Below are 25405 nucleotides of genomic sequence, written 5' to 3' on the forward strand. Positions count from 1 at the left end.
TTCCCCACCTAGTGCTTCCGGTCCCGCGGGGGATTCGGATCGTTGCCCGGAGCGACAGTGTCGGAGTCGCGCCAGCGAGCATCGCGCCCCTGGATGCGGACCTCGCCTCCGCCGAGATTCCGGACGGTTTGCTTGGCCGCCTGCTCGGCCGCGCGCTGGGTCGAATGGACGCTGCTGGCGCGCTCGGCGCCGGGCGCTTTTACCGCCCAGCCCTTGGGATGTTTGGTCACGTATCTGTCGGCCACATTTGCCTCCCTGTCCGGTTGACTCTCCGCTTGCAGTGCGTATAACAACTATACGCACTAGTGGTCAAGTGCGACTAGTTTATATCCGCATTCGGAGGGTCGATCTTGAGTTGGGGTGTTCAGCAGAGGCTTGAATTTATTGAGTTTCGCCTGTTCTGGGAGGGATCGATCAACCGCGCAGACATCAAGGATTGCTTCGGTGTGTCGACCCCGCAGGCCTCCAAGGACCTGATGCTGTATCAGGAACGGGCCCCCGGAAACATGGAATATGACACGCGCGCCAAACGCTATGTCGCCGCCGAGAAGTTCGTCCTGCGCTTTCTTGACCCTGACCCTTACGTCTATCTGACCCAGCTTCGCTCAGTCGCCGAGGGGATCGTGCCTGCGCATGATTCCTGGATTTCCGAGCTTCCGCAGGCCGATGTCGCGCTCACCCCCAAACGTGACGTCGCTATCGAGGTCTTGCGCAAGATACTCGACGCGGTACGCGAGGGCAGGTCAGTCGACGTCTTTTATCAGTCAATGAACAAGACTCGGCCGGAGCCAATCTGGCGCCGGATCACCCCGCATGCCTTCGGCTATGACGGCTTTCGCTGGCACGTCCGTGCCTATTGCCACCTCGAGCTCAAGTTCAAGGACTTCCTGCTGCCGCGAATTCTGGGGGTGGGCGGCCAAGACGAGCCCGGCGCGACCGGTGACCAGGACTGGCTTTGGAACAATCATTTCGATGTCATCATCGGTCCCCATCCGGATCTGACGGAGAGCCAGAGGCAGGTCGTCGCCAAGGACTACGGGTTCGATCAGGGACGCGGCGTGCTTTCGATTCGCTATGCGATGCTGTTTTACGTGCTGAAGCGGCTGGGCCTGCTCGGCGACGCCGCGAAGCAAAGCGCTCGCACTCAGCACATCGTCACCATAAACCGCAAGGAAACCGAAGCCGCGCTTGAGCGGGCCGAGTTCCAACTGTGAACGACCTGGGGGGAAGTGCCGTCTGATGGGGGCAAAGCTTGAAGAGATAAAGAACGGCGCGTCGGTGCGTGGCATCGCGTCTGCGCAGCCCGTTCAAGTCGTGTCGGTGGACTGGATCGGCGATCAGGCGATCAACGTCGTCTATCGCGATCATAATGGCTCAGTCGCCGAGGCCGTCCTCTATCGGGACGACGAGCACCGCTTGGAGGTAGAACAGGGCGGCCGGCCTTGGTCGTTCGACGCGGACGGCGCCCTCTTGCGCCTTGTGACCGAAGCCAACCGCATCAAGCTCGCTCACTATTTCGACCCATATCTGGCGATCCACACCAGCCTGGTCGATCCTCTGCCGCACCAGATATCGGCGGTCTACGGCGAGATGCTTCCGCGGCAGCCCCTGCGGTTCCTCCTCGCCGACGACCCCGGTGCCGGCAAGACGATCATGGCTGGCCTCCTGATGAAGGAGCTAATCGCTCGTAGCGATCTGGAGCGTTGCCTCGTGGTCGCGCCGGGCAGCCTCGTCGAGCAATGGCAGGACGAGCTTGGGCAGAAATTCAACCTCGAATTCGACATTCTCACCCGCGACATGATCGAAACCTCGCGGTCGGGCAATCCGTTCAGCGACCGTGACCGGCTGATCGTCCGCCTCGACGTGCTGGCCCGCAACGAGGAGTTGCAGGACAAGCTGATGAGTGCGCGCGAGTGGGACCTGATCATCTGCGATGAAGCGCATCGCATGTCCGCCACCTATTTCGGCGGAGAAGTCAAATACACGCGGCGCTATCAGGTCGGACAAAAGCTCGGCCAGGTCTGCCGGCACCTGCTGCTCATGTCGGCGACGCCGCACAACGGCAAGGAAGAAGACTTCCAGCTCTTCATGGCGCTTCTCGATGGTGACCGCTTCGAGGGGCGGTTCCGAGACGGTGTTCATTACGCCGATACGGAAGACATGATGCGGCGCCTTACCAAGGAGGAGCTGCTCAAGTTCGACGGGCGGCCGCTCTTTCCCGAACGGCGGGCCTATACCGTAAAATATGAACTCTCCGAGGGTGAAGCTGCCCTCTATGCGGCGGTAACCGAGTACGTCCGCACGGAGATGAACCGGGTCCAGCGCTTCGCCGAAGGAGACGGGAAGAAGCGAAACAATGTCGGTTTCGCGCTCCAGATCCTCCAGCGGCGGCTCGCCTCTTCCCCCGCGGCAATCTACCAGTCGCTGCGCCGTCGCCGCGAGCGGCTGGAAACGGAGCTTGGCGAGGCGCGCCTTGCCGCGAAGGGCCGTCGCGCCGGGATCGACGAGCCGGCCGTCAATCCCGACATCCTCAGAAACATCGAGGAATATGGGCAGGACGAGATCGACGAGCTCGAGGAGCTGATTTCAACTGGCGCGACCACTGCCGAGACGGTTGAGCAGCTCGCGATGGAAGTCGAGACCCTGAAGGGCCTCGAGGCGATGGCGCTCGGCGTCCTGCGCTCCGGTGTGGATACCAAATGGAGCCAACTGAATCGCATTCTTGATGACGATCTCATGATCGATGGCGCCGGCAATCGGCGCAAGCTGATCATCTTCACAGAGCCAAAGGACACCCTCCACTACCTCTTCGACAAGGTGCGGGCACGCCTCGGCAATCCGGAAGCCGTGGACGTCATTCACGGCGGGGTCTCTCGCGAGGAGCGCCGCAAGGTCATCGAGCGATTCATGCAGGACAAACACCTGCTTGTGCTGATCGCGAACGACGCTGCGGGCGAGGGCGTGAACCTGCAGCGCGGACATCTCATGGTCAACTACGACCTGCCCTGGAATCCGAACAAGATCGAGCAGCGTTTCGGCCGTATCCACCGTATCGGCCAGACCGAGGTTTGCCACCTCTGGAACCTGGTTGCGGCGGACACGCGTGAGGGCGAGGTTTACGCCCGCCTCCTCGAAAAGTTGGAGGCGGCGCGCGAAGCGCTTGGCGGCCGAGTATATGACGTGCTCGGAGAGCTGTTCGAAGGCACGGCGCTGAAGGATCTCCTGTTCCAAGCGATCCAGTACGGCGAGCAAGAGGACGTCAAGGCGCGGCTTTTCCAGCAGGTCGACGGGGCTGTCGATCAATCCCATCTGCTGGAATTGCTTCGCCGCCGTGCTCTCACCAATGACACCATGCCGGCGGCCAAGGTCGAAGAACTGCGCCTCGAAATGGAACGTGCTGAAGCGCTCCGGCTGCAGCCGCATCACATCCAAAGCTTCTTCGTCGAGGCGTTCCAGCACCTCGGTGGTCGGCTAAAGCGGCGCGAAGAGGGCCGTTGGGAAATCACGCACGTGCCGGTGCGGATCCGCGAGCGCGACCGTCAGATTGGTACCGGAGCTCCGATCCAGAAACAGTATGAGCGAATTTGCTTCGAGAAGAGCCTCATCAACCAGCAACCGGTGGCTGCGTTCGTCTGTCCGGGCCATCCTCTGCTCGAGGCGGTCATCAGCCTCATCCGCGAGCAATATGAGCAGATCATGCGCCAAGGCGCGATCCTCGTCGACGACACGGAAACGGGCGAGGAGCTGTCAGCCATTTTCCTGCTCGAGCATGCGGTTCATGACGGCCGAGAGACGAGCGCGGGCAAGCCGCACGTGATTTCGCAGCGGCTTCAGTTTGCCGCGATCGACAAGTCCGGCCACGCCGCCAATGCAGGCATCGCGCCGCACCTCAACCTTCGTCCGGCTGCTGCGGAAGAGATCGACCTGGTCCGAGATCTCCTCGACGAAAGCTGGCTGACGAGCGAGCTGGAGAAGACTGCGATCCGGTTCGCCACCGTCGAACTGGCGCAAAAGCATGTGGCGGAGGTCAAGGCGCGCCGAGTGCCCGAGATTGAAAAGGTGGAGCAGGAGGTCCGCTCCCGCCTCAAGAAGGAGATAAATTACTGGGATTCCCGCGCGTTCGAGCTGAAGGAAGAGGAGAAGGCGGGCAAGCGCACCCGGCTCAACTGGCAGAACGCCCAGCGTCGCGCCGAGGAGCTTGCCGAACGTCAGAAGCGCCGGATGGACCAGCTTGAGAAGGAGCGCTTCATCTCCTCGCAGCCGCCACGGGTACGGGGCGGCATGGTCGTGATCCCGCGCGGTCTGTTGGCTGCGCGACAGGTCACCAACGATCCTGTTCCACCGCAGTTTGCGGTGGACCCTGCGGCCCGGCGCAAGATCGAGCTGGCGGCCATGTCCGCAGTGATCGCGTCCGAAGGCGCTCTCGGCAACAGGCCGGTCGACGTGTCCGCCAAGAAGCTTGGCTATGACATCGAGTCCTACGACCCCGTTTCCGGGCATATGCGCTTCATCGAGGTCAAGGGACGGGTCGATGGTGCGGACTCGGTGATGATCACACGCCAGGAGATCATCACATCGCTTCACGAGCCCGATAAATTCATCCTGGCGATCGTTTCCGTCACCGACACCGGCGCTCAAGAGCCGCGGTATGTCCGCGGGCCGCTGGTCGACCGCGAGCCATCATTTCTCGAAACCGCAATTCAGTTCGACCTCCGGCGACTGTTGGAGAGGGCTGGCGCGCCGGCATGAGCACGAAGCATCAGCTCGCGGCCGGCATCACGCCGCCGCCGGACTATTTCGAAGCAATTAGAGCCCGCGCCTCGCAGCGCTGGGATCAACTCGAGGCCGATCCGGAGCTCGCTGGGCCCTGGCACCAGCTGTTCAAGCAGGTGCAAAGCCCCCGCCATATCCTCTCGGAGCTGTTGCAGAATGCGGACGATGCCGGCGCAAGCGAAGCCCAAGTCTCGATCGAGAACGACCGCTTCATCTTCGAGCACAACGGGGACGACTTCATCGAGGCGCATTTCGCGTCGATCTGCCGCTTCGGCTACTCGAACAAACGCGCGCTCCACACGATCGGCTTTCGCGGAATCGGCTTCAAGAGCACCTTCAGTTTGGGCGATCGCGTCGAGCTCTACACCCCATCATTGGCGGTCGCATTCGACCGCGCCCGGTTTACGGAGCCGCACTGGGTCGAGGCGGAGCGCCTCCCAACAAATTCCACGCGGGTGGAGGTCGCTATCGCAAGCGACCTGCGGCGGCGGGAGGTCGAAAAGAACCTCGATGAGTGGCTGAAGAGCCCCGTCTCTCTGCTGTTCTTCAGGAACATCCGCAAGCTGCGGATCGGCGACAAGACAGTTCATTGGCAGAGCATGGGTGCTGGGCCCGTTGCCGAGAGCGAATGGATGGCTCTCGACGAGAAGGCTGAGCAGACCTTTCTCCTGGTGCGCTCCGGCGAGGAAGCGTTCCCCTCGGACGCCCTCGAGGAAATCCGCCAGGAGCGGATGCTGGGCGCCGAGGATGGCGGCGAGTTTCCGCCGTGCCGTGTCGAGATCGTGCTCGGGGCCAAGGGCCGACTATACGTTGTTCTCCCCACCGGCGTTGAAACGCCGCTCCCGTTCGCCTGCAACGCCCCCTTCATCCAGGATCCAGCCCGCCTCAAGATTAAGGATCCTTCGATCTCTCCCACCAACCGGTGGCTGCTTGAACGAGCCGGCGCACTGGCGGCCAAAGCAATGGTCGAATGGCTGGGCGACACGAAGACGGGAATCCCGGACCGCGCCGCTGCGTACGGGCTCCTGCCCGACGTCAATCGTGAAGCGACCGACCTTGAAGGTGTGTGCGGCGCCATTGTCGAGGTCGCCTGCGCTGAGGCGCTCGCGGAAGCGCCGATCCTGCTGACCGATGACGGCCAGCTGGTGGGCAGCAAGCAGGCGGTTGTCATGCCTGCAGAGATATTCGAGGTCTGGCCGGCGGAACAGGCAATGACCCTTCTCGACGAGAAGGCGCGACCGGCGCTTTCGCGGCACGTGGCGGTCGCGGACCGGGCAAAGCTCCAGAACTGGAACCTCGTCGATGTTTTCAGCAAGGGAGACCTGTTCGAACGCCTAAGCGAGGTTCACCTGCCGCGGCCCGCGACGTGGCGCCACTTGCTCAATTTGTGGACCTACATCGCGCCCGAGGTGACGGGCTATGATTGCGATGACCCAAAAGCGCTTCGCATCGTCCCTGTCCAAGGGCAGGACGTGCTGTTCGCCGCCTCGGAGGTGGTCCGCCTCGGGGAGAAGAAACTGCTCCAATCGGACGACGATTGGAGCTTTCTCGCCGAACACCTGATTGCCCTCAATCAGAATTGGACGCGCTTCCTCGCCGAGCAACGCCGCGACGAGCGCGAGGGGAAGAGCGCCAAGGACGATCCCGTCAAAGGGGCGTTCGATGTGCTCGAGGAAATTGGTCTCGACACGACCAGCGACGTGAATGCCGTGATCGAGCGCGTCGCCGAGTCCTATTTTGCCGCTGGCCAGCCCAAGCTGGCCGACTGCGTGCGTCTCGCCCAGATCGCGGCGAAATTGAGTGCTACGATCGGCGCCTCGTTCCGATACGCTACCGCGGACCGCAAATTGCGCCCCGTCAGCCATTCGGTGCTGTTCGACGAGGACGGGTCCATCGAGGCGCTTCTCCCCAAATCGGCGCAGGAAAAGCACCTTCTGCACCCGGACTACGCTGCGGGCTTTTCATCCTGCTCGCGTGAGGAATGGCTGCGCTGGATTGGATCGGGCCGGTCGGGCCTTCACACCTTCGTCCCATTGGCCCGCACACGCATCAGTGTTTACGGCCGTTCACGGATCGCGGCCGAAGCCAAGGCTCGCGGCCAGAGCGGCGGGCTCAACTACCCCTACGTCACAGACAGTTTTGTCATCGAGGATTCGGATTTTCCGACCGAGTATTGGAAGCATTGGCAAGCTATGGCTGCTTCCGATGCGGCCATCTGGACCAAGGTCGCCGGCAAGATCCTCAATCAGCGTGAGAGTTTTTGGACGAGAGCGACGGGCGCTCGGTTGCTTCAGGTCGCCACGACGGGCTCAACGCGGGCGATCAGCTGGGAACCCCTGCTTGCAGGCTGGATCCTCAAGCTCAGGGATAAGCCCTGTCTCCCTGACACCCGCGACGTCCCGCAGATCCCCGCCGACCTGCTTCGCCGGACGCCCGAGACTGAATCCTTCATCGACGTGGAGCCATTCGTCCACGGCTTGCTCGACCGCGAGGCGACGCGCCCGCTTCTCGATCTCCTGGGTGTTCGCAGCAAGCCGGGTGGCCCGGAGCAACTTCTAAAACGATTGCGCGCCCTGGCCGGATCAGAACGCGCTCCGGTCCAGGAAGTTGAGAAGTGGTATCGCCGGCTCGACACGATGCTGGACAGCTCCTCGACGAGTGATACTCAGCGGGTCAAGGATGCCTTCAAGTCCGAGCGGCTGATCCTCGCCCATGATGGAACCTGGGCAACGGCCGACGCTGTGTTCCTTCATGGCGACGAGGAAGATGTCCCGGGGGCCGCGATTATTCGGGCGTCCGTCGGGCATCTTAGCCTTTGGCAGCGTGTCGGAGTTGCCGAGCGGCCGTCGGCGGACTTGGCGATCCAGTGGCTCAGCACCCTCTCTTCGGGCTTGCCACTTTCACAGGACGATGCGCGCAGAGTGCGCGCGCTCTTGGTCAGATATCCGTTCCGCATCTGGCAGGAGAGCGGCCACTGGTTGAATCTTCTCGGCGAGTGGGTGGCTGTCGACACGCTCGACTATGCGCTCAGCATGCAGGGCTTGGTTCGATGGAGCCATTTGCACGACTGGGTGAAACGAAAGACCGCCGACTTGCAGCGCCTGTCCGGGGAGACGGTGCGCGACCTACCGTTTGCCGGCCTGGCGCCCCTCTCGGACAAGATCGAAGAGCGGTTCAACCAACCGTCCTTCCCCGCCGGCCTCGAGGAGAAGCGGGCTTGGCTGACCGCGTTCGGAACCCAGCTTCAGCGGATCGAATTCGGCGATCCCGATGAAACACAGCGGGCGCGGGCAGTGGCCGCAGAACTGGCGAACACAGATTGGGTCACCGCTCCGCGGCTCGAAGTGATACCCTACCTTGACGGAACGCCAGCCGGCACCGCCCGTCTTGCCGATATCCTTTGGCGGGAAGGTACACTCTTCGTCACGCCTTTGAGTAAGGCAAAGCTCGCAAAACGGGTGCCCGAAGAGATCGGGAAAAGCCTCACACCCGACATTCGTTCGGCCCTGGCCTACGCGTTCGAACGATCGGCCGAGGACATTCGGGCCTATCTTGAGGAGAACTTCACCCTAGGGCCGGAGAAAGTAGAGGCTGCGCCGGCGGTTGAGGCGGTGGTCGCCACCCCAGCGCACCACGACGGTCGGGCCCAGGAGGTTACAGCAGACTCCGTTCCTGCCGGCGAGGAATCCTTGGCAAGCGAGCTAGATGAATTCGAGGATGATGCGCGTCCAGCTGCGCCAGAACCCGGCCTATCTCACGACGAGTCCGAATTGGGCGCGTTGGAACCAGAGGCCCTCTACCGCCCGCGTGCGCCGGCGAAGCCGCCCCGGCCCAGCGTCATGGCGCGCTTTGCGCAAGCCCAGGGTTACAAGGCGGATGGCGAAGATCGGTTCTTCCATCCCGACGGAAGCTGGATCGGCCGCGTCAATGGCGGGAGATTTCCATGGGAGCGGCGCTCGGCCAGCGGTGAAGTCCTGCGCCACTATTTTCCGAAGGACCATTGTCTGGAGCGCGAGCCGCTTCAGATTGATGCGGAGGTCTGGGGATTGCTCGACCAGAAGCCGGACATCTACTCATTCATTCTCGTCAACCCGGAGGGTGATCCCGTCGAGATTACGGGAAACCGCCTTCGCGCCCTGCGCGATGGCGGCCAGATGACCATTCACCCCGCAACGTACAGGCTAGTTTATGACCTCGACCAGTAATCCAAAGAAGAAGCTTATCGAGGTCGCGATCCCTCTTGAGGTTATCAATGCGGCGTCCGCCCGCGAAAAATCGATCCGTCATGGCCATCCGTCGACGCTGCATCTTTGGTGGGCAAGGCGGCCGTTGGCGGCGTGCCGCGCAGTATTGTTCGCTCAGCTAGTCGACGACCCGTCGAGCCATCCGGAGAAGTTTCCGACCGAGGAGGCAATCGAGGAGGAACGTCAGCGCCTTTTCAAGATCATCGAGGACCTAGTGAAATGGGAAAACTCTACCAACGGGGAAGTTGTAGAGCGTGCCCGCGCTGAGATTCGTCGCAACTTCCCGGAAGGTGTCCCACCAATATACGACCCATTTTCAGGCGGCGCTTCCATTCCGCTTGAAGCTGTGCGGCTCGGACTGCCGTCGACCGGCTCCGACCTGAACCCGGTTGCTGTAATGATTGGCAAGGCAATGATCGAGTTGCCGTCCCAGTTTAAGGATAAGAAACCAGTCCATCCTGGGAAACAGGAACGCCTCCACTATCGCGGTGCCGAAGGCCTCGCAGAAGATATCCTCTGGTATGCGCGGTTGCTCACTGACAAAGCATGGAGGAGGATCGGGCATCTTTATCCGCAGGTCGTTCTTCCCGAAAAGGAAGGGGGCGGTAAAGCGACCGTCCTTGCTTGGCTCTGGGCTAGAACCGTTGCTAGCCCAAATCCCGCAGTACGCGGTGCCCATGTTCCTTTGATTTCAAACTATTGGCTCTGCAACAAGCCAAAGAAATCCGTCTGGGTAAAGCCAAGAGTCAGCGGCTCCGACATCTCTTTCGAGATACAAACGGGCAAACCGGCTGACCCAGCTGTCGTTTCGGCGGGAACGAAGGCGGGCCGCGGTGCGAACTTCAGGTGCCTGCTAACCGGCGACGCCATCACCGCTGAATATGTTAAAGCCGAGGGAATGGCGGGCAGAATGGGCTGGCGCCTTCTCGCCATCGTAGCGGAGGGTAAGGGCGGCCGCCGGTACGTCCCCGCAACCCAGGAACACGAGGCCCTCGCTTTCAGCGAGAAGCCCGATTGGCGGCCGGAATATCCTCTATCGCAGCACCCTCAGTATATGAGTGTCACCAACTACGGGCCCACCAACATATCCGATCTTTTCATGGATCGTCAGACTATCGCTTTGAACACCTTCATGGACCTCATCCCTGATGTGATCAGCGATATCTCGGATCCCTCCTATCGAAAGGCGGTCCATTCGTATCTAGTGTTGTGTGTGAGCAGGTTGGCCAACAGGCAATCTACCAACGCCTTTTGGGATACTGTTGGCGAAAACGTGCAGCAAGTATTTGCAATGCAGGCCTTGCCAATGCGGTGGGACACCGTCGAAGGGAACCCATTTTCGTCTTCATCGGGCAACTTCATGGGCCAGGTCGAGTATCTAGCTAAAGCCGTGGCCGCGCTGCCTTGCTCTGATCAAGGCGGCGTAGAAAGGCAGCAAGATGCCCAGAACGTTGATTTCTCCGGCTTCGTCATTTCGACGGATCCGCCATATTACGACAACGTACCTTATGCGGACCTTTCCGACTTCTTCTATGTTTGGCTGAGAAAGGGGCTGGCCAGCACCTATCCGGACCTGTTTTCAACAATGTTGGTGCCGAAGCAGGAGGAATTGGTCGCCGATTACAAACGTCATGGCGGCAAGGACGAGGCCGATAGCTTTTTCCTTGATGGAATGACCACCGTCATGCGCCATATGGCAACCCAAGGGCGCTCCGACGTGCCCGCTGCGATCTACTACGCCTTCCGGCAAGGCGAGGTGGATGATAGCGGCTTCTCCGTAAAGGGCTGGGCGACTTTCCTACAGGCCATCGTAGATGCAGGTTATTCGATCGGCGCGACGTGGCCAGTGCGGACTGAGCTGGTTGGCAACCTGAAGAAAAATAAGAATGTGCTCGCAACTTCTGTCGTGATGGCTTGCCGTCCTCGCGGGGCTGATTCTGAGACAATTTCCAAGGTCGAATTCGTCAGAACCTTGCGCCGGGAACTACCCGCGGCCCTGAAGGAGATGCACCGCGCGAACATCGCGCCGGTTGACATTCCCCAGGCTTCAATCGGTCCTGGCATCGCGATTTTCAGTCGATACGCCTCGGTAATCGAAGGCAACGACCAGAAGATGTCCGTTAAAACTGCATTGCAGATCATCAACGAGGAACTGGATCAGTATCTCTCGTCACAAGAGGGTGACTTTGACGCTGAGACGCGCTTTGCCGTTACATGGTTCACCCAGCACGGCTATGACAAGGGCGTTTTCGGGGATGCGGACAACCTCGCCCGGGCCCGCGGTATCTCCGTCGATGATGTGCGCCATGCTGGCATCGTCGAGTCGTCCGCTGGGCGGGTCCGCATCTACAAGCGCGACGAATTGGAGGAGGATTGGGATCCCCAGACCGATGGGCACGTCACGATTTGGGAGTGCTGCCAGTATCTCGTCCGGCAATATCAAGAGAATGGCCTGTCACACGACACGGCTATGCTTCTCAAGAAAATCGGGAGCGACAAAGCGGAGGCGGTAAAGGATCTTGCCTACCTGCTCTACGACATCAGCGACAAGAAGCGGCAGGATCGCCAAGAGGCCACCGCCTACAACGCATTGGTTGCGGATTGGACTGAACTGACCCGACAGGCGGCAGCGATCCATGACACAACGGGCGATCGTCAGACGCGGCTGGACATATAGGGGGACGGAACGTGGCCAAGAGTACGCGTCAGCATGTTTTCGAAGGAATGGAGTTGCTTCCAGCTGCGCTCATTCCATTTGTGGAAAAGCGGCTGGAAAGCTCGCTCAAGGGCCATTGGCAGCTGGAAGTCGTCCAGCGTGTCCAAGGGCTGAAGCCGAACTCCGCCGGCGAAGTGGGGTGGGATCAGCAGGGACTGCTGAAAACAATGATGGCATTTTGGAAGGACGCGTTTGCCACCGTCCTCGGCCATCCTGAGCGCTCGTACGTGTCCGAACTCCTCGACGTACGAAACAAGCTCTCGCACAATGAGAATTTCAGCTACGACGATGCCGAGCGCGCGCTCGATTCCATGCGTCGACTGATGGAAGCGATCAGTGCCGGCGAGACGGCCGAGCAGCTGTCGAAGATGCGCGACACAATATTGCGGACGAAGTTCACCGAGCTTCAGCGCAACGAGGAGCGCCGAAAAACCCAGCGCCTCGAGATCTCCGTCGAGACGGTGGCCGGGCTGCTTCCCTGGCGCGAGGTGGTCGAGCCTCACCCCGACGTCGCCACGGGCGAGTTCCAGCAGGCTGAATTCGCGGCCGATCTAGCCAAGGTCCACTCAGGGAGCGCGCCGGCCGAGTATCGCGATCCGAAGCAATTCTTCAGCCGGACCTATTTGACGGAGGGCCTTAGCTCGCTGTTGGTCGGCGCGGCCAAGCGCCTCTCCGGCAGGGGCGGCGATCCTGTCGTCGAGCTGCAAACGAATTTCGGCGGCGGCAAGACGCACTCAATGCTCGCGCTCTATCATATGGCGGGGCCGGCTCCGGTTCAGGACCTCTCGGGCCTCGACCGATTGCTTGACGAGAATGGGCTGAGTGTTCCCTCGGGCATCAATCGCGCCGTGCTCGTCGGCACCTCTCGGGGACCGCAAGACGTTCTCAATGCCGATGGCGGCCGGAAGATCCGCACGACTTGGGGTGAGTTGGCTTGGCAACTTGGAGGCGCCGAGGCGTTCAATATGATCGCCGAGAATGACGCGAACGGCATCGCGCCTGGATCGCACCTGCTCGAAGCAATCTTCAAGAAGTGCGCGCCCTGCCTGATCCTGATCGACGAGTGGGTCGCCTACCTACGGCAGATCTACAAGGTCGAAGGCCTGCCGTCCGGTTCGTTCGATGCGAACCTGTCCTTCGTGCAGTCGCTGACGGAGGCAGTCAAATCCAGCCCGGGAACCCTGCTCGTCGCCTCTCTGCCAGCATCGCAGATCGAAGTCGGCGGTGAAGGTGGTCAGGAGGCTCTGGCGCGCCTCAAGCAGACCTTTAGCCGCGTGGAATCATCATGGCGTCCGGCGAGCCAGGAGGAAAGCTACGAGATCGTCCGGCGTCGGCTGTTCAAGGAAATCCCGGGAGACAAGTTCCATCACCGCGACAACACGCTGAAGCAATTTGCGAAGCTCTATCGCGAAAACGCCAACGATTTCCCGCAGGGCTGCGCCGACGAAGACTATCGCCGCAAGCTCGAGAAGGCTTATCCGATTCATCCCGAGCTGTTCGACCAGCTTTACACGAGCTGGGGGTCACTCGAAAAGTTTCAGCGCACCCGCGGTGTGCTGCGGTTGATGGCGCAGGCAATCCACGAGCTCTGGATGAACGGCGACCCGTCAGTGATGATCATGCCGGGCAGCATTGCCGTGAGTTCGCCGCGGGTCGAACCGGAACTGCTCCATTATCTGGACGTGAGCTGGCAGTCGATCATCGCTGGCGACGTCGATGGGACAGCGTCAACCCCGTACAAGGTCGACCAGTCGGCACCGAACCTGAACCGCTATTCCGCAACTCGTCGCGTGGCGCGCGCGATCTTCATGGGAACCGCGCCAACTCATCAACAGCAAAACACAGGCCTCGACGACAAGCAGATTAATCTGGGCGTAGTTCAGCCCGGTGAACGACCCGCGATCTTCGGGGATGCGCTTCGGCGGCTGACCAACCAGGCAAAGTTCATGCACGCCGACCTTGGCCGGTATTGGTATTCAATGTCGGCGAGCCTCAATCGGATCGCGACCGACCGCGCAGCGCAGATCGAGAACGCGCTCGTACTCATGACCATCGACAATGAGCTGACGAAGTATGTGAATGGTCTCGCCGATCGCGGTCACTTCGACGCGGTGCAAGTTGCCCCTGCGACGTCCGCCGAAGTGCCTGACGAGGCTGGAGGCGTTCGCGCCGTCGTCCTGGGTGTCGCACACCCACATAACGGCCGGGATGGGTCCGAGGCCCTGGTGGAGGCGAAGGACATCCTGATGCAGCGCGGCACTACGCCGCGCGTCTACCGCAACATGCTGGTGTTCATTTCCGCGGACGCGCGCCAGCTCGACAATTTGAAGGATGCTGTTCGTTCCGCGTTGGCCTGGGGCGAGATCGTCCGCGACACTGACCGGCTTAATCTCACGCAGAGTGACAGCGCCCTCGCCAAGGCAAAGCTAGCGGAAGCCAACGAGACGGTGAAAACCCGTCTCAAGGAAGCGTGGTGCTATCTCCATTACCCTGCGCAAGAAAGCGCGCAGGCAGATGTGGAATGGGTCTCAGGCAAGATTCCTGCGCAGGATGGCTTGCTTGTCAGAGCAAGCAAGAAGCTTCTGGCCGAGGAGGGTCTGCTAACCGAGCTCGGGCCAACCCGCCTCGATCGCGATCTCCAGAAATACATCTGGAACGGTAAGCCGCACCTCTCACTCAAGGACTTGCGAGAATATCTCAATCGTTATGTCTACTTGCCGCGCCTGAAGAACCAGGAGGTTCTCGTAAAGGCCGTTCAGTCAGCGGTAACAGGTATGTTGCCTGGGCCCTTCGCATATGCCGAGCGATGGGACGAAAAGACGGACACCTATCTCGGCTTGGCGATCGAGCGAGCTGTTAACGCAGCGGTTGTCATCGATAGCGACAGCGTCATCATCAAACCCGACGTCGCCGAAGCGCATCGGCCGGCCCCGGCCCAACCAGAACCCTCAGGCGCTCCCGAACAACCCGGCGAGAAGGCTCCAGGCACTGAAGTGCAGCAGATTGGCGGAGCTCCCGAACCATCGGTTACCGAAAGAAAGCCGACCCGGTTCCTGGGGACCGTGATGATCTCCCCGGAACGGCCGGCGAGAGACATGCATCAGATTGTCGAGGCGATTGTCGAGCAGCTGACAACTCTTCCCGGCAGTTCGGTCAAGCTCAGGTTGGAGATCGATGCCGAGGTTCCGACTGGGCTGGATCGTGCCAAGGTCCGGACGCTGGTGGAGAATGCAAACACCCTGGGATTCGTCGACAAATCGCTGGAGTGAGAATCGCGCCGGGAGGGGAGATAGCTTATCGGAATGGGCGCAGATTTTCCTGTTTCTTACGCCCGTTTCTGCTATGTTCCGAGGGGATACGACATGAACGCCCTGATGACCCAGTTCGACTTTGAAAGCGCCGAGCCTAAGCGATCCCAGAAGTGGGAAGGCCTATCCGAGGTCGATCAGGCAATTCGCGAAAACCGGCTGACGGAATACCGGATCAGGAAATCCTGGGCCGACCCTTTGGCGAGGAAGCTTACCATCGTGGGTTCGCTCGTGATCCTCACGGTGTTCGCATATCTAATCGCCGCGTCCCTTGGACTGTGGTGATCTAACTCTAAATCACCATTCCTTGATCTCGTCGGCTGCTTCGGCGCTTGCGCCGCGAGCGTCCTTCGTCACCGCATCCAGACGATCCCTTTGCTCGTCAATGCGCTGCCGGCCGGCCGACTGAACCCGTTCGATCTCATCCCGAATGCCACTGGCGTTCATTTGTGGCACCACCGAGGGGATAGTCCCTCCGACGGAGGCTCGGCTTCGAACTGCGTCGGCATCATCCACGTTCGGTCGGGACACAGTCTGTCCGGGCGCAAGCACCAGACGATCCTCAATCCCGTCGCGAAGCTGTTCAGCGTAGCTCTCGATGAACTTGGCTTGCAGCGCCTGGCCTTCTGGGCTGAGCTGGAACGCCACGTCGTCGAAACGAACGCTTCCATAGAAATCCCGGTTCCGCTCGATCTCGGCCAGACCCCACTCACGATAGGCTTGGGATAGGTTCAGGCTCCCGGCCGCGCTGTTTCCTTCAAAGAACGACGCCTGGGTCTCTAACCGGTTCGCCAGTTCCTCGGCACGCCGGGCCTCTCGGCTGTAGCTTTGCGCCTCGGTCAGAGAAGCGTTCATGCCGCTCGCTGTGGTCGAGATAGACGAGCTCGAGGAGGTGCTCACCGATCGGACAAACTCGTCTCGAGTGCTCGACCAGTTTCGGCTGTCCGACATCTGCTGGAGACTGCCCATGATCCGCGAGCGGTCTTCGGAAGCGATGCCGATATCGCTATCTGTCCATGTACGGCTGCCGCCTCCCCTTGCTCCGACGCTTCCGGACAGAAGACCGGCATCTCCACCTGCCTTCACACCCGCTTCACCACTGAGGAACCAAGCGGTGCTGATATCGTCCGCCGCACGCCGGGACAGGCCGAACTGGCGCTGCAGGTTGGTGGAGGCCTGGTCGACTTCGCTGAAGGCCGTCTGGATGCTGCCCGAGTTCGATTGGCCAGTGGCAGTCTCGAAGCTGCTGCCGCGGCTGAACTGGTCGCGGAGCTCGCGGAACCTGGTGACGGCGCTGGTCGTCGATGCCGTGGCGATGTTGGCATAGGTTTCGCTGTTGGAGCGGGCCTGCGACGCCATCGTTGATAGCCGCGACGTGAATTCCTGCCCGAGCGTGGGCGTGAACGGGTAGCTCGAGTTCGGAAGCTGGTCGTAGCTGGCCTCGGCGAGGCTCGTAGTCATCGAACCGGTGTCGCTGAAAGTCCGGGTCTGGCCGGCGCCATAGGTGAAGCTCGGGGCGATCGTGCCTTGCGCGAACTGTCGGGTGAGCACACTCGAATTCTCGAAGCTGGTATTGCCGAGCGCGACGTTGCCGGTGCTCGCCTCGCGCGCGGCTTCCTCGGCCGCATTCTGGCTCGGGTTGAGGTAGCTCGTCGCGTGGTGCGAGATCGCCATCGCCCCCTTTGCGACGCCGCCGGCGAGGAACGGGACCGAGGCTATGAGGTAGCCGGCAAGAGTGCCGATGTCGCTGTTCACATCAGCCATGCCGGTGAAGCTGGCGAGGCTGAGGCCGTTGGCGCCCGCGACCGCGGTCATGTCGGCTGCACCCTTCGCCATCAGCATCATATGCAGGATCACGAACAGCGGACCCCATGCGGCGAGATAGAAGAAGCCGGTGACGTAGCCTTTCAGCGCGAGCGGGCCGGTCTTGGGCATCAGGAACAGCGGGAAGAGGACCGGGAAAAGCGCGTAGAACAGCACGGTCAGCACGACGTTGAGCAGCGGCACCCACTTCATCGCGTTGCTGGCGATCGAGCCGTAGGTCCGCTCGGTCTGGATGTCGGCGCGGGTCTGCGCATAGACATCGACATTCCCGGCCCCGCTGCTGCCGGACATCGAGTGCATCGCCTGGCTCATCGCGTTGATGGTAAGCGTCTGCTTGAAGATGTCGGTCGCGTTGGCCGAGACGCCGGCGAGGTACTGGTAAGCCACCGGCAGGTCGGCGAACAGCTTGGCCTTGGCGAGCGCGGCGGTCTGGTTCGGGTAGAGTTGCCGCCCGAAGACCGTTCCCATGCCGTCGATCAACCCGGCCCACTGGGCGTTCAGCGCCGCGTAGGCTTCGCGACATGTGACGATGCTCGAGCTGACCTGCCCCGACGAGGCATCGCGCGTGAGGAAGCGCTGCGCGCGGGCCTGGCTGCCCGGCGCGATGGTAGTCCAGATGTCGTTGGTCTCGGCGAGCTGCTTCATCGAATAGCGGCCGAGCAGCACGTCGTAGAACACGCACTGTCGGAAGTGCTCGTCGAGGTTGGCGGCGAACTCCGGATCCGAGATGCGCAAGGACCGGGTGGCGTCGTAGAGTCGCGCGCCGTAGATCATCCCGTTCTTCGAATAGTTGAGGTCGCCCGGCAGGCCGAACACCACCTCGGCCGACCCGGTCAGATAGTCGCCGACCTGGCTGGTGAAGCTCGCCATCAGCGCAAGCCCGAGCGGCACGTTGCTAACGTTGGCGGGGGCGAGGCCGGGATTGAGGCGATCGGTAACATGGACGTCGAGCCGCGGCACCATCAGGCACGAGTAGATCAGCGTGGCGCCAAGGAACCAGTTGATCCACGCGCGCCAGTCCTGGTTGAACGCCAGCGTCAGCGCGGAAAGCCCGAGCCCCATCACCAGCACGACCTGGATCAGGCTCTTGTAGCCGCCGTTGCCGGTCCAGGCCGCGACGGCCTGGAAGACGTTGACGAGATAGTCCCCGCCGCCGACCGTGAAAATCTCGACCATATCCCTGGCTCCCGCCTTGTGCCGCGCTGGTGTGGCTCAGTGTGTCAGGGCACGGGTCTGGACGCCGCGCGACCAGTCGAGCGAGGCGGCCATGCCCGGCGACAGCGAGGCGGCGAGCACGTTCTCGATGAACGCGGTCTTCTCGATGATCTGCATGATCGCATTGACCTTGAGGTGCGTGTTGGCCTGCCGGTCGGCGAGCGCCTGGCGGACCGTGTTCACCTGGCCCTGCCAGATCGCGATCTTGGCTTCGTCGGCGCCGATGAAGCTCGACATCGAGCGACCGGTTTCGCTGACGATCCGGTCGAGCACCGCGAACAGGAGGTCGACGCTGGCAATCTCGGCAAGCGTCTCGCGATCGTCGGTCGGCATGCCGCGACCGTAGGCGGCCTGCACCGTGAGGATCTTGTAAAGCGGCACCGAGGCCACCTGCAGCAGCTCCTTCTGCCCCTCCGTGATCGCCGTGTCATCGCGGATCGCCTGGACCATGCCGGCAATCAGCGCGGCGACGCGCGGGCGCAGCGCCTTGGATGCCGGGACGCTGAGGGTCTTGAAGGTGGGATTGAGGCACTGGTCGGTCTCGTCGCAGTCGAAGACCTTGACGGTGCTGCCGGCCGTGCCGTCGAGCAGTGCGGTCACCAGCGTCGAGGACGAATCGCCGGCGAAAGGCACGAATTTGCCCGCCTCGTCGTCCTTCGGCGGCACGTAGATGATCGTGCCGATCAGCGTCATCGCATATTCGGCGAGCTCGCGATCGAAGGTGCCGTTCGGCGAGAAGAAGGCCGACTTCTTGAGGATGGTCCAAGTGTAGTTGCGCGCCACCGCGGGGTTGACGTCGGCATACTCGCCATCGCCCTGCGCGGTCGTGCTGGCGCGCTGGCCCTTGGTGCCGCAGCCGTGCTTGGCGGCGGCATAGTCTGTGAAGATGCCCTCGGAATTGCCGATCGCCTCGCAGATCGCCTTGTCGGCAAGGTCGCCCTTGGGCCAGACGCCGCCGACCAGCCCCTGCGCGAGCTCGCAGCTGTTGATGTTGAGATTGTTCATGAGCTGAGCCTTCTGGCTGAACTCCTGCATGATCTTCGAGCACTCGGGGCAGACGGTGTCGATCGCCAGGCTGAAGGCGAACCCCACCGCATTGTTGGCGACGGCCTTGAGCATCGCGACGAGCTCGCTCGCGTTGATGAAGCTGAAGGAGCCGGCGAAGATGTCGATGCCGCCGCAGCCCGCGCGCGCGCGCGGCAGCTGCAGGTTGGCGATGTTCGTCGTCTTCTGCGGAAAGCGCGTCCAGACGTTGCCCAGGCTGTAATAGCCGGCGGACTGGCCCTCGAACGCGGTCGGTCCGTTGATGTTCGAGGCGCCGCCCACGTCCTTCAGGAAGGCGTCCATCGAGCTGCCGACGTCGGCCTGCGCCGAGGCGACCGGGAGGGTGATCGCCAGCAGCGTGGCGAGCATGCGCTTCATCCTAGTAGTCACGTCCGGCTTCCTTCGATGTGAGGAGATAGATGCGGTCCTGGAGCTCGTCGGCCGACATGACGCCGTAGCCGATCGGTATGGCCTGCCCTTTGAGGGCATCCCAGAGCACGACGGCCGGCGTCACCTTCGCCTCGAGGCCCATGCGGGTGCGCTGGTTGGTCTCGACGGTGTAGTTGGGGAAATGGCGCGACGGCCCGCCGTCGGTCGAGATCGCGCGGACCGCGATGTGCCAGGTCGACGCGACCGACTGCACGATCGGCGACATCACCTCGCAGGCGCCGCAGCTCTGCGCGAAGAAGTAGAACAGTCCGTAGCGCGCCCCGAGCTGCGCCATGACGGCGTTCCGCTCGGCGCTGCGCGTGTCCTGCCACTGCATCTTGCCGAGCGTCGAGACGGGCCGCTGCAGCGTGTAGTCGAGCTCGGGGTCCTGCCAGATCGCCCGCTGCCAGACATCGCTGAACAACGACGCGCGATCGAGCTGCTCGCGCTGGAAGCGGATATAGGCGGTGACGTTGGCCGGCGTCGGTTCGAGGATCGCCTTGGCCTTGAGCTCGCGCAGCTGCGCGGTGATCGCATCGAGCTGGCTGGTCGCGCTCGCCGGCGGCGGCGGCGCGGGCTCGGGCGTTTCGGCCGGCCGGGGCCTGGTGCAGTAGAACCAGTAACCGAGCCGGCGCTTCTCGCAGTAGAAGCTGTCCTGGCCGTCGCCGGTCGCGACGAGCGGCGGCTCCTGGGCGCGGCCCGGTGCAGCTGTCGTCAGGAGGATGGCCAGCGTGAGGCAGGCGGCCGGAAGCCGCCGGGCGGGCCTATTGGCGTGCGCGGGCATAATAGTCCTCGATCTTCTGCTGGATTTCGGTGGCGGCCTGCAGCTCGTCGGGCAGGCGGGCGGCGTCGGTGAACTCGGCATAGACCTCGCTGAAGTCCATCTTCGAGAGGTCGAGCCTGGCGAACTCGTCGATCGTGAAGCCGAGGCACTGCTCCGTCTTCGGCTTGCCCCAAGGCTTGTTCAGTTGCCGGCGGCCCTGCTCCTGCAGGATCCGCGACAGCTTGGACTCGAAGCAGCAATAGACCTTCTTCTTGGTCAGGCAGACGCCGAGGAAGCTGTCCGAGCAATAGCTGCCGACATAGGCGCACAGGCCCTGGGCATCGCGCTGGTGGAGCAGCGCTTCCTCGCGGCTGCAACCCAGCGCCATGAGCAGCTGGATGCCCGGGATGAGCGGAAATCCCTTGCCCCGGCAGCAGTTGAGCGCCCCGAAGACCTTGGACGAGCAGGTGTTGCGCGTGCCGCGGAACAGGGTGAGCGTGTCGGAGTCGAACTCGCGCCGCGCCTGGTTCATCGCGTTCAGCGCGACGGCCGCATCCTTGAACTCGTCATTGGCCTCGCGCTGGATCGTCTCGCACGAGCCGTCGATGCAGTAGACGTCGCCATCGCAGATGAATTGGTTGGCGCTGGCGGGCTGGTCCGGGACGGGACAGTCATAGACCCGCTCCCAGGTCCGGCAGGGCTCGTCGGTCAGGCAGTCCTCGCGCACGAGCGTGCAACCCGCCGTGCTTTCCAGGGCCTCGCAATCCTGCGCCTTAGTGAACTGCGCGCAGGTGTAGCTGCGCGTCCAGGCCCAGCAGGGCTGGGTGACCGCCACGCCATCGACGATGCGTGTCACGGGATCGCTGTCGGTGCAGATCTCTCCATCTGGCTGGCAAGTGCCGCCGGCGGCGAGGGAGGTGCAGCCGCTCTCGTTGCGCGTGGTCGTCGGGATCCGGGTGACCGTCTCGGCGAACCAGAGCTGGCCCGTTGCGGGGTGCGTATTGCCGGTCAGCCCGGCGACCGGCGCGCTGCACTGGAGAATGTCGAAGCGATAGAGCCCGCACCGGCTGCTCGGTCTGAGACCGTAGTGCCGCACGACCTGGCATCCGTCCGCCGTGCCGACGTTCTGGCAGGTGCCGTTGCCGAGCGCCGCGGAGAACTGGTTAATCGGAGGTGCGAGCCCGGTGTGGAACGGGACCTCGGCATAGTACCGGTAGGTCGCCCGCTGCTCGAAGGTGACGTCGAGCGCGACACGGCAGCTGCGCGTCTCCTGGCTGGCGGTGTAACCCGTGTTGCAGGTCGCCATGTAGCGTCCGGCGCTCCCGGTGCCGGCCGGCAGCGGGACGCAGCGGCCCTGCGAGCCGCCGATCGCCATCCCGCTGGTATAGGCGAGCGGATCCCTGGCTAACGCCTTGCTGCGGGCGATCACCGCGTCGAGATCCTGCGGGGCGAACCGCGCGCGCCGGTCCATCGAGTCGCGCATCGTGCGATAGCCGGTGCTCGAGCTTGCCTGGCTCGCGGCCTCCCGGCTCATGCGGTCGGGATCATCGAAGTAATCGGACTGGCTCGGCACGCCGCCGAAATTGGGAACCCGGCCCGCGTCAGGGCGGGAGGTCGCCGCCTCCTGCGCGTCGGCCGCCTTTTCGCGGCCGAACGCCTTGCCGTCCGCCTTGGCGGCCTCGGTCGTGGTCTGGGCGTGGGCGACCCCGCCCGGCAGGAGGCAGGAGCAAGCGAGCGACAGCGGGAGCAGCAGAAACCGTTTCATGAGGCCGGCCTTTCAAGTCGGGCGAGATGCTGGGCGGCGATGAGCGCGCCGGGGCCGCCGCCGCGGGCAAAGGTCTCGAGCGCGTAGGCGGCGCTCACATTGCCGCTCATGCGGTCGTGCGGCGGGACGGCGGTCGTGCAGTCGAACCCATCGCACAGGTCGAAGTCGCTGCCGGCGACGACATAGGTCGGCACCGCCTCGATGCCGAACGCGCGGAACAGGCGCGGATCGATCCCCACGCTCGCCAGATCCTCGCCCGGCCGCACGACTTTCGACAGCGCGGCCGTCAGCAGTTTCGCGCTGTTCTGCGGCAGCCCGCGCAGGACGATCACCCCGCCCGCGCGGGTGACGTCGTGGATCATCGCGCGCAGTGCAGCCGGCGGCATCGACAGCGACGCAAAGGCAATGAAGCGCGGGGCCTCACCCATGCTTTCGCTCGCCAACGTGCCGGCATCGGCGACCATCCGGTCGAAATCGAAGGTCCGCGCCGGATCGGGCCTCGCGCTCTTGGCAGCCTCGCCGGCGAAGTGCCGGCCGTGCGCCTGGGCGTCGGCAGCGCTGGTCCGCGCCTGCTCGGCCACTTGCTCGGCGCGGGCGCGCGCTCTGGCCGCAAGCGCGTCGGCTTCGCCGGCCTGCTCGGCGGCGCGTGCGCGGATCGTCTCGAGATCGAGGTCTGGGTCGGCGGTCTGGGCCGCTGCGCCGGCGAAGGCGGCGGCGGCCGCGAGCGCGGCTATGGCGAGGAGATGGGGGAGCGTCTTCATAGCGCGCAGCAGTTCCGTTTGCGCCAGACCAGGTAGCCCATGTCCTCGCCGATGGCGGGATAGACCTGGCCTGCCGACATGAAGGTGGTGGAGGCGCCGATGGGCGCGCAGGCGTAGCGGCCCTTCGTCTGCGGATTGGGGTTGGTCGCCTGAAAGCGGTATTGCTGCTTGCGCATCACCGGCATCAGGTACTTGCCGCACAGCCCCTTGCTGCCCATCGTTCCCCACGCGACGAGCTCGCGGTGGAGCTTGTACGAGAAGCGGGCGAGCGCGAGGCGCGAGGCCTGGACATGGCCGATCGTCGCCGAGACATTGCCGTTCAGCGGATACATCGTCCCCTGGCAGCCGGCGCACCAGAACAGCTCGTCGGTCGGCAGCTTCGCGGTCGCCGCGACGCAATCGGCGGCGCAGGCCGCGAGTGCCAGCGGATTGCCGAACAGCACCGCCTCCGGGTTGATGATCGCGGTGAGCTCGCTGTCCTGCCACAGCGGGTCGATCTCGGTGATGTAGAGAATGTCGACCGAGCCGGATTCGAGGCACAGGAAGTCGGCCACGATCTCCATCCAGTAGATCAGCGGATAGGCGTACCAGTGGACGTGCCACTGTGAGTTGTACTGCGTCGCCCCGCCGACCGCCGACGGGCCGGCCATTGTCTTGAACCCGATGTCGAAGCCGGGATCGAGCTTCATCCCGCCGAGGTTGACGAAGCACCACGGCTTCATGCTGACATCGGCGAGCCGCACCGGCTCCCAGAAGCCCATCGCGATCCCGGGCCTCAGGCCGCACAGGCAGACCGGGGAATCGGGATTGTCGGTGTCGGGCCGCTCCGAGGGCCAGATCTTCAGACCCCCGACCGAGATCGGGAACAGGCACGACCAGCAGATGTCGGTGATCGGGTTGACGAACTTGCCGGTGCAGCGCCCGGGTCCGGCCTCCGCCTGCGCAGGGCTGGCGGCGAGCAGGCTCCCGGCCAGCAGCAGGAACAAGGCGCCGATGCGGGAATGGAGGTCCTTGCGGGTCATGACGCCTTGCCCTTCTGCGGCTCAATCGCCTCTTCGGTGACCAGGAGGATGCGGCCCTCCTGCTCGACCGTCGCGGGAACCGCGCGGATGCCGAAGTGCTTCACGAGGCTGCCGCCCTGGTCGAAGTAGAACCGGCGCTGGCGGGCCTTCATCAGCTCGAGCGGCGCGCCGCGCACGAGGATCAGCTTCGCCCGCGTCGCTGCGAAGCGGCGCGTCGCCCAGGCAAGCTGCGCCGGATCGTCGCCGTCGAGGAACACGAGCGGTGCGCGCAGCGGCACGGTGTCGAGCGGATTGACCCGCGTGCCCGCGGCAATAATCACCCGGCCCTTGTCGTCGGCAATGTTGCGCTCGACGGTGATCGTCGGATCGAAGCGCCAGCTGCGCGTTGCCGAGGCCGGGTCGACGCCGGCAACCGGCTCGGGCCGGTTGACGCGCGCGATTGTGCGGCGCTTCAGCTCTTGGTTGAGCCGCGCTGTCTCCCCAGTTTTTTCGAGCCGGGTCAGCCGGGCGTGAATCTGCGCGAGCAGATCAGGCTCCACGATCGGCCAGACGGTGCCCTGCTGGCCGTAGTCGCGGGCGAGCGCCGGAGTGGCTGTGCCAAGCCAGGCGAGGAGCGGCCCGACGATGAGGATGGTCCGGTTCACAGGATCGGCCTCCCCACGCCAAGGATGCGCGGCGCACAGATCCAGCCGATCGCCGCGTAGCGGCTGTCGAAGCCGTCCTTGTGCTCGGTGGTGACGAAGTAGCAGCCCCGGGGAACGGTGCCGGTCGGACCGAGCGCCAGCGGCTCGCCGAGCCGGCTCCGCGGCTTCGCCCTAGCGACCAGCCGCCCATTGACGAAGAAGGCGCGGCTCCGTTCGGTCACGACGTCCCCCGGCACCCCGCTCACCCGCTTGCCGAACGGCTTCGGCTCGCTGCCGAAGTGCTTCACGAGCAGCGGCGAGGCCGGCGGATCGAACAGGATGATGTCACCGCGCTGCGGCACGGCGCCGCGGGTCAGCCAGACCGCCCAGTAGGGCAGGCTGGGGCTCGCGTTGATCATCAGCGCGTGGTCGCGCGCGAATGCGGACAGCGAGCTGAGCGCCAGCGCCGCTGCGCCGAGGCCGCCCCACAGCGCGAGGCGCGGCCATGCCGAAGGACGCGTGTCAGCGGCGCGCATCGGGAGAGGCTCCCATCCGGCGCGCGACGTCGGCGCGCACCGCTTCGGTGAAATCGGGGGTGCTGCCCGCCACGACCGCTTCGGCGACGAGGACAGTGCGGCCTTCGCGCGAGAGCTGGCCGACCGAAGCCTCGACCGCCTTGAGATAGGCCTGGACCCGCTGGCGGGTTTCCTCAGGGGTCCGCCCGGCGCGCGCTTCGGCTTCGACGAAGTCGCCCATGATGCCGCTCAGCTGGACGGTGACGACCTCGCGCTTCTCGAGCGCGAGCAACTTGTCGGTTGCCCACAGGCCCCAGAGCGTGGAGCCGACCATGCTCAGCGCGAGCGCGATTCCCGTCAGGCTGACGCCGAAGCGACCCTTCGGCAGGACTGGCGTTGCCAA

The 25405-nt window shown here is 63.5% G+C and carries 16 protein-coding genes; 6 read left to right on the forward strand and 10 right to left on the reverse strand.

Features of this window, described 5'->3' with window-relative positions:
- Window positions 1-8 precede the first annotated feature (8 nt).
- Window positions 9-245, reverse strand: coding sequence for a DUF2188 domain-containing protein (locus ACK4K7_RS14145; protein ID WP_431866967.1), 237 nt, complete (start codon window positions 243-245; stop codon window positions 9-11).
- Between the two features lie 105 nt (window positions 246-350).
- On the opposite strand from ACK4K7_RS14145, the gene ACK4K7_RS14150 reads away from it, so the two are divergent.
- The 6 genes from ACK4K7_RS14150 to ACK4K7_RS14175 all read left to right on the forward strand — a co-directional run bounded on the left by ACK4K7_RS14150 (window position 351) and on the right by ACK4K7_RS14175 (window position 15326).
- Window positions 351-1214 carry a WYL domain-containing protein gene (locus tag ACK4K7_RS14150; RefSeq protein WP_431866969.1) on the forward strand — a complete coding sequence of 288 codons (864 nt, stop codon included), beginning with the start codon at window positions 351-353 and terminating at the stop codon, window positions 1212-1214.
- 25 nt (window positions 1215-1239) lie between these two features.
- A complete protein-coding gene (locus ACK4K7_RS14155; protein WP_431866971.1) occupies window positions 1240-4749 on the forward strand; it encodes a helicase-related protein in 3510 nt (1169 codons plus the stop codon).
- Entirely contained in the window at window positions 4746-8978 is a 4233-nt protein-coding gene (locus ACK4K7_RS14160; protein WP_431866972.1) for a sacsin N-terminal ATP-binding-like domain-containing protein, read from the forward strand. The genes ACK4K7_RS14155 and ACK4K7_RS14160 overlap by 4 nt, the downstream gene beginning before the upstream one ends.
- Window positions 8962-11694 (forward strand): DUF1156 domain-containing protein, encoded by a 2733-nt coding sequence (locus tag ACK4K7_RS14165; protein WP_431866973.1) that lies wholly within the window; start codon window positions 8962-8964, stop codon window positions 11692-11694. The genes ACK4K7_RS14160 and ACK4K7_RS14165 overlap by 17 nt, the downstream gene beginning before the upstream one ends.
- Before the next feature lie 11 nt (window positions 11695-11705).
- Window positions 11706-15002, forward strand: a complete 3297-nt coding sequence (locus ACK4K7_RS14170; RefSeq protein WP_431866975.1) for a DUF499 domain-containing protein — start codon at window positions 11706-11708, stop codon at window positions 15000-15002.
- A gap of 93 nt (window positions 15003-15095) precedes the next feature.
- Window positions 15096-15326: a hypothetical protein gene (locus ACK4K7_RS14175; protein ID WP_431866977.1), complete on the forward strand. Its 231-nt coding sequence runs from the start codon at window positions 15096-15098 to the stop codon at window positions 15324-15326.
- Window positions 15327-15338: 12 nt separating this feature from the next.
- On the opposite strand, the gene ACK4K7_RS14180 is transcribed toward ACK4K7_RS14175, so the two are convergent.
- Genes ACK4K7_RS14180 through ACK4K7_RS14220 form a run of 9 tightly spaced genes read right to left on the reverse strand, consistent with a single transcriptional unit; the run spans window position 15339 to window position 25405 of the window.
- Window positions 15339-18041: a conjugal transfer protein TraG N-terminal domain-containing protein gene (locus ACK4K7_RS14180; protein ID WP_431866978.1), complete on the reverse strand. Its 2703-nt coding sequence runs from the start codon at window positions 18039-18041 to the stop codon at window positions 15339-15341.
- A gap of 36 nt (window positions 18042-18077) precedes the next feature.
- Window positions 18078-19502 (reverse strand): conjugal transfer protein TraH, encoded by a 1425-nt coding sequence (locus ACK4K7_RS14185; RefSeq protein ID WP_431866979.1) that lies wholly within the window; start codon window positions 19500-19502, stop codon window positions 18078-18080.
- 1 nt (window position 19503) lies between these two features.
- Complete coding sequence (locus tag ACK4K7_RS14190) at window positions 19504-20337, reverse strand: conjugal transfer protein TraF (protein WP_431866981.1); 834 nt, start codon at window positions 20335-20337, stop codon at window positions 19504-19506.
- Window positions 20318-22081 carry a conjugal transfer protein TraN gene (locus ACK4K7_RS14195; RefSeq protein WP_431866983.1) on the reverse strand — a complete coding sequence of 588 codons (1764 nt, stop codon included), beginning with the start codon at window positions 22079-22081 and terminating at the stop codon, window positions 20318-20320. Before ACK4K7_RS14195 ends, ACK4K7_RS14190 begins: the two co-directional genes overlap by 20 nt.
- On the reverse strand, window positions 22078-22842 hold the full coding sequence (gene trbC, locus ACK4K7_RS14200) for a type-F conjugative transfer system pilin assembly protein TrbC (protein WP_431866984.1): 765 nt from the start codon (window positions 22840-22842) through the stop codon (window positions 22078-22080). The genes ACK4K7_RS14195 and trbC overlap by 4 nt, the downstream gene beginning before the upstream one ends.
- Window positions 22839-23864 (reverse strand): conjugal transfer pilus assembly protein TraU, encoded by a 1026-nt coding sequence (gene traU, locus ACK4K7_RS14205; RefSeq protein ID WP_431866986.1) that lies wholly within the window; start codon window positions 23862-23864, stop codon window positions 22839-22841. Before traU ends, trbC begins: the two co-directional genes overlap by 4 nt.
- Window positions 23861-24508: a type-F conjugative transfer system protein TraW gene (gene traW / locus ACK4K7_RS14210; RefSeq protein WP_431866988.1), complete on the reverse strand. Its 648-nt coding sequence runs from the start codon at window positions 24506-24508 to the stop codon at window positions 23861-23863. Before traW ends, traU begins: the two co-directional genes overlap by 4 nt.
- Window positions 24505-25023: a S26 family signal peptidase gene (locus ACK4K7_RS14215; RefSeq protein ID WP_431866990.1), complete on the reverse strand. Its 519-nt coding sequence runs from the start codon at window positions 25021-25023 to the stop codon at window positions 24505-24507. Before ACK4K7_RS14215 ends, traW begins: the two co-directional genes overlap by 4 nt.
- Window positions 25010-25405 carry a type-F conjugative transfer system protein TrbI gene (locus ACK4K7_RS14220; protein ID WP_431866992.1) on the reverse strand — a complete coding sequence of 132 codons (396 nt, stop codon included), beginning with the start codon at window positions 25403-25405 and terminating at the stop codon, window positions 25010-25012. Before ACK4K7_RS14220 ends, ACK4K7_RS14215 begins: the two co-directional genes overlap by 14 nt.

The sequence above is a fragment of the Allosphingosinicella sp. genome (genome assembly GCF_046295735.1).
Taxonomy (GTDB): domain Bacteria; phylum Pseudomonadota; class Alphaproteobacteria; order Sphingomonadales; family Sphingomonadaceae; genus Allosphingosinicella.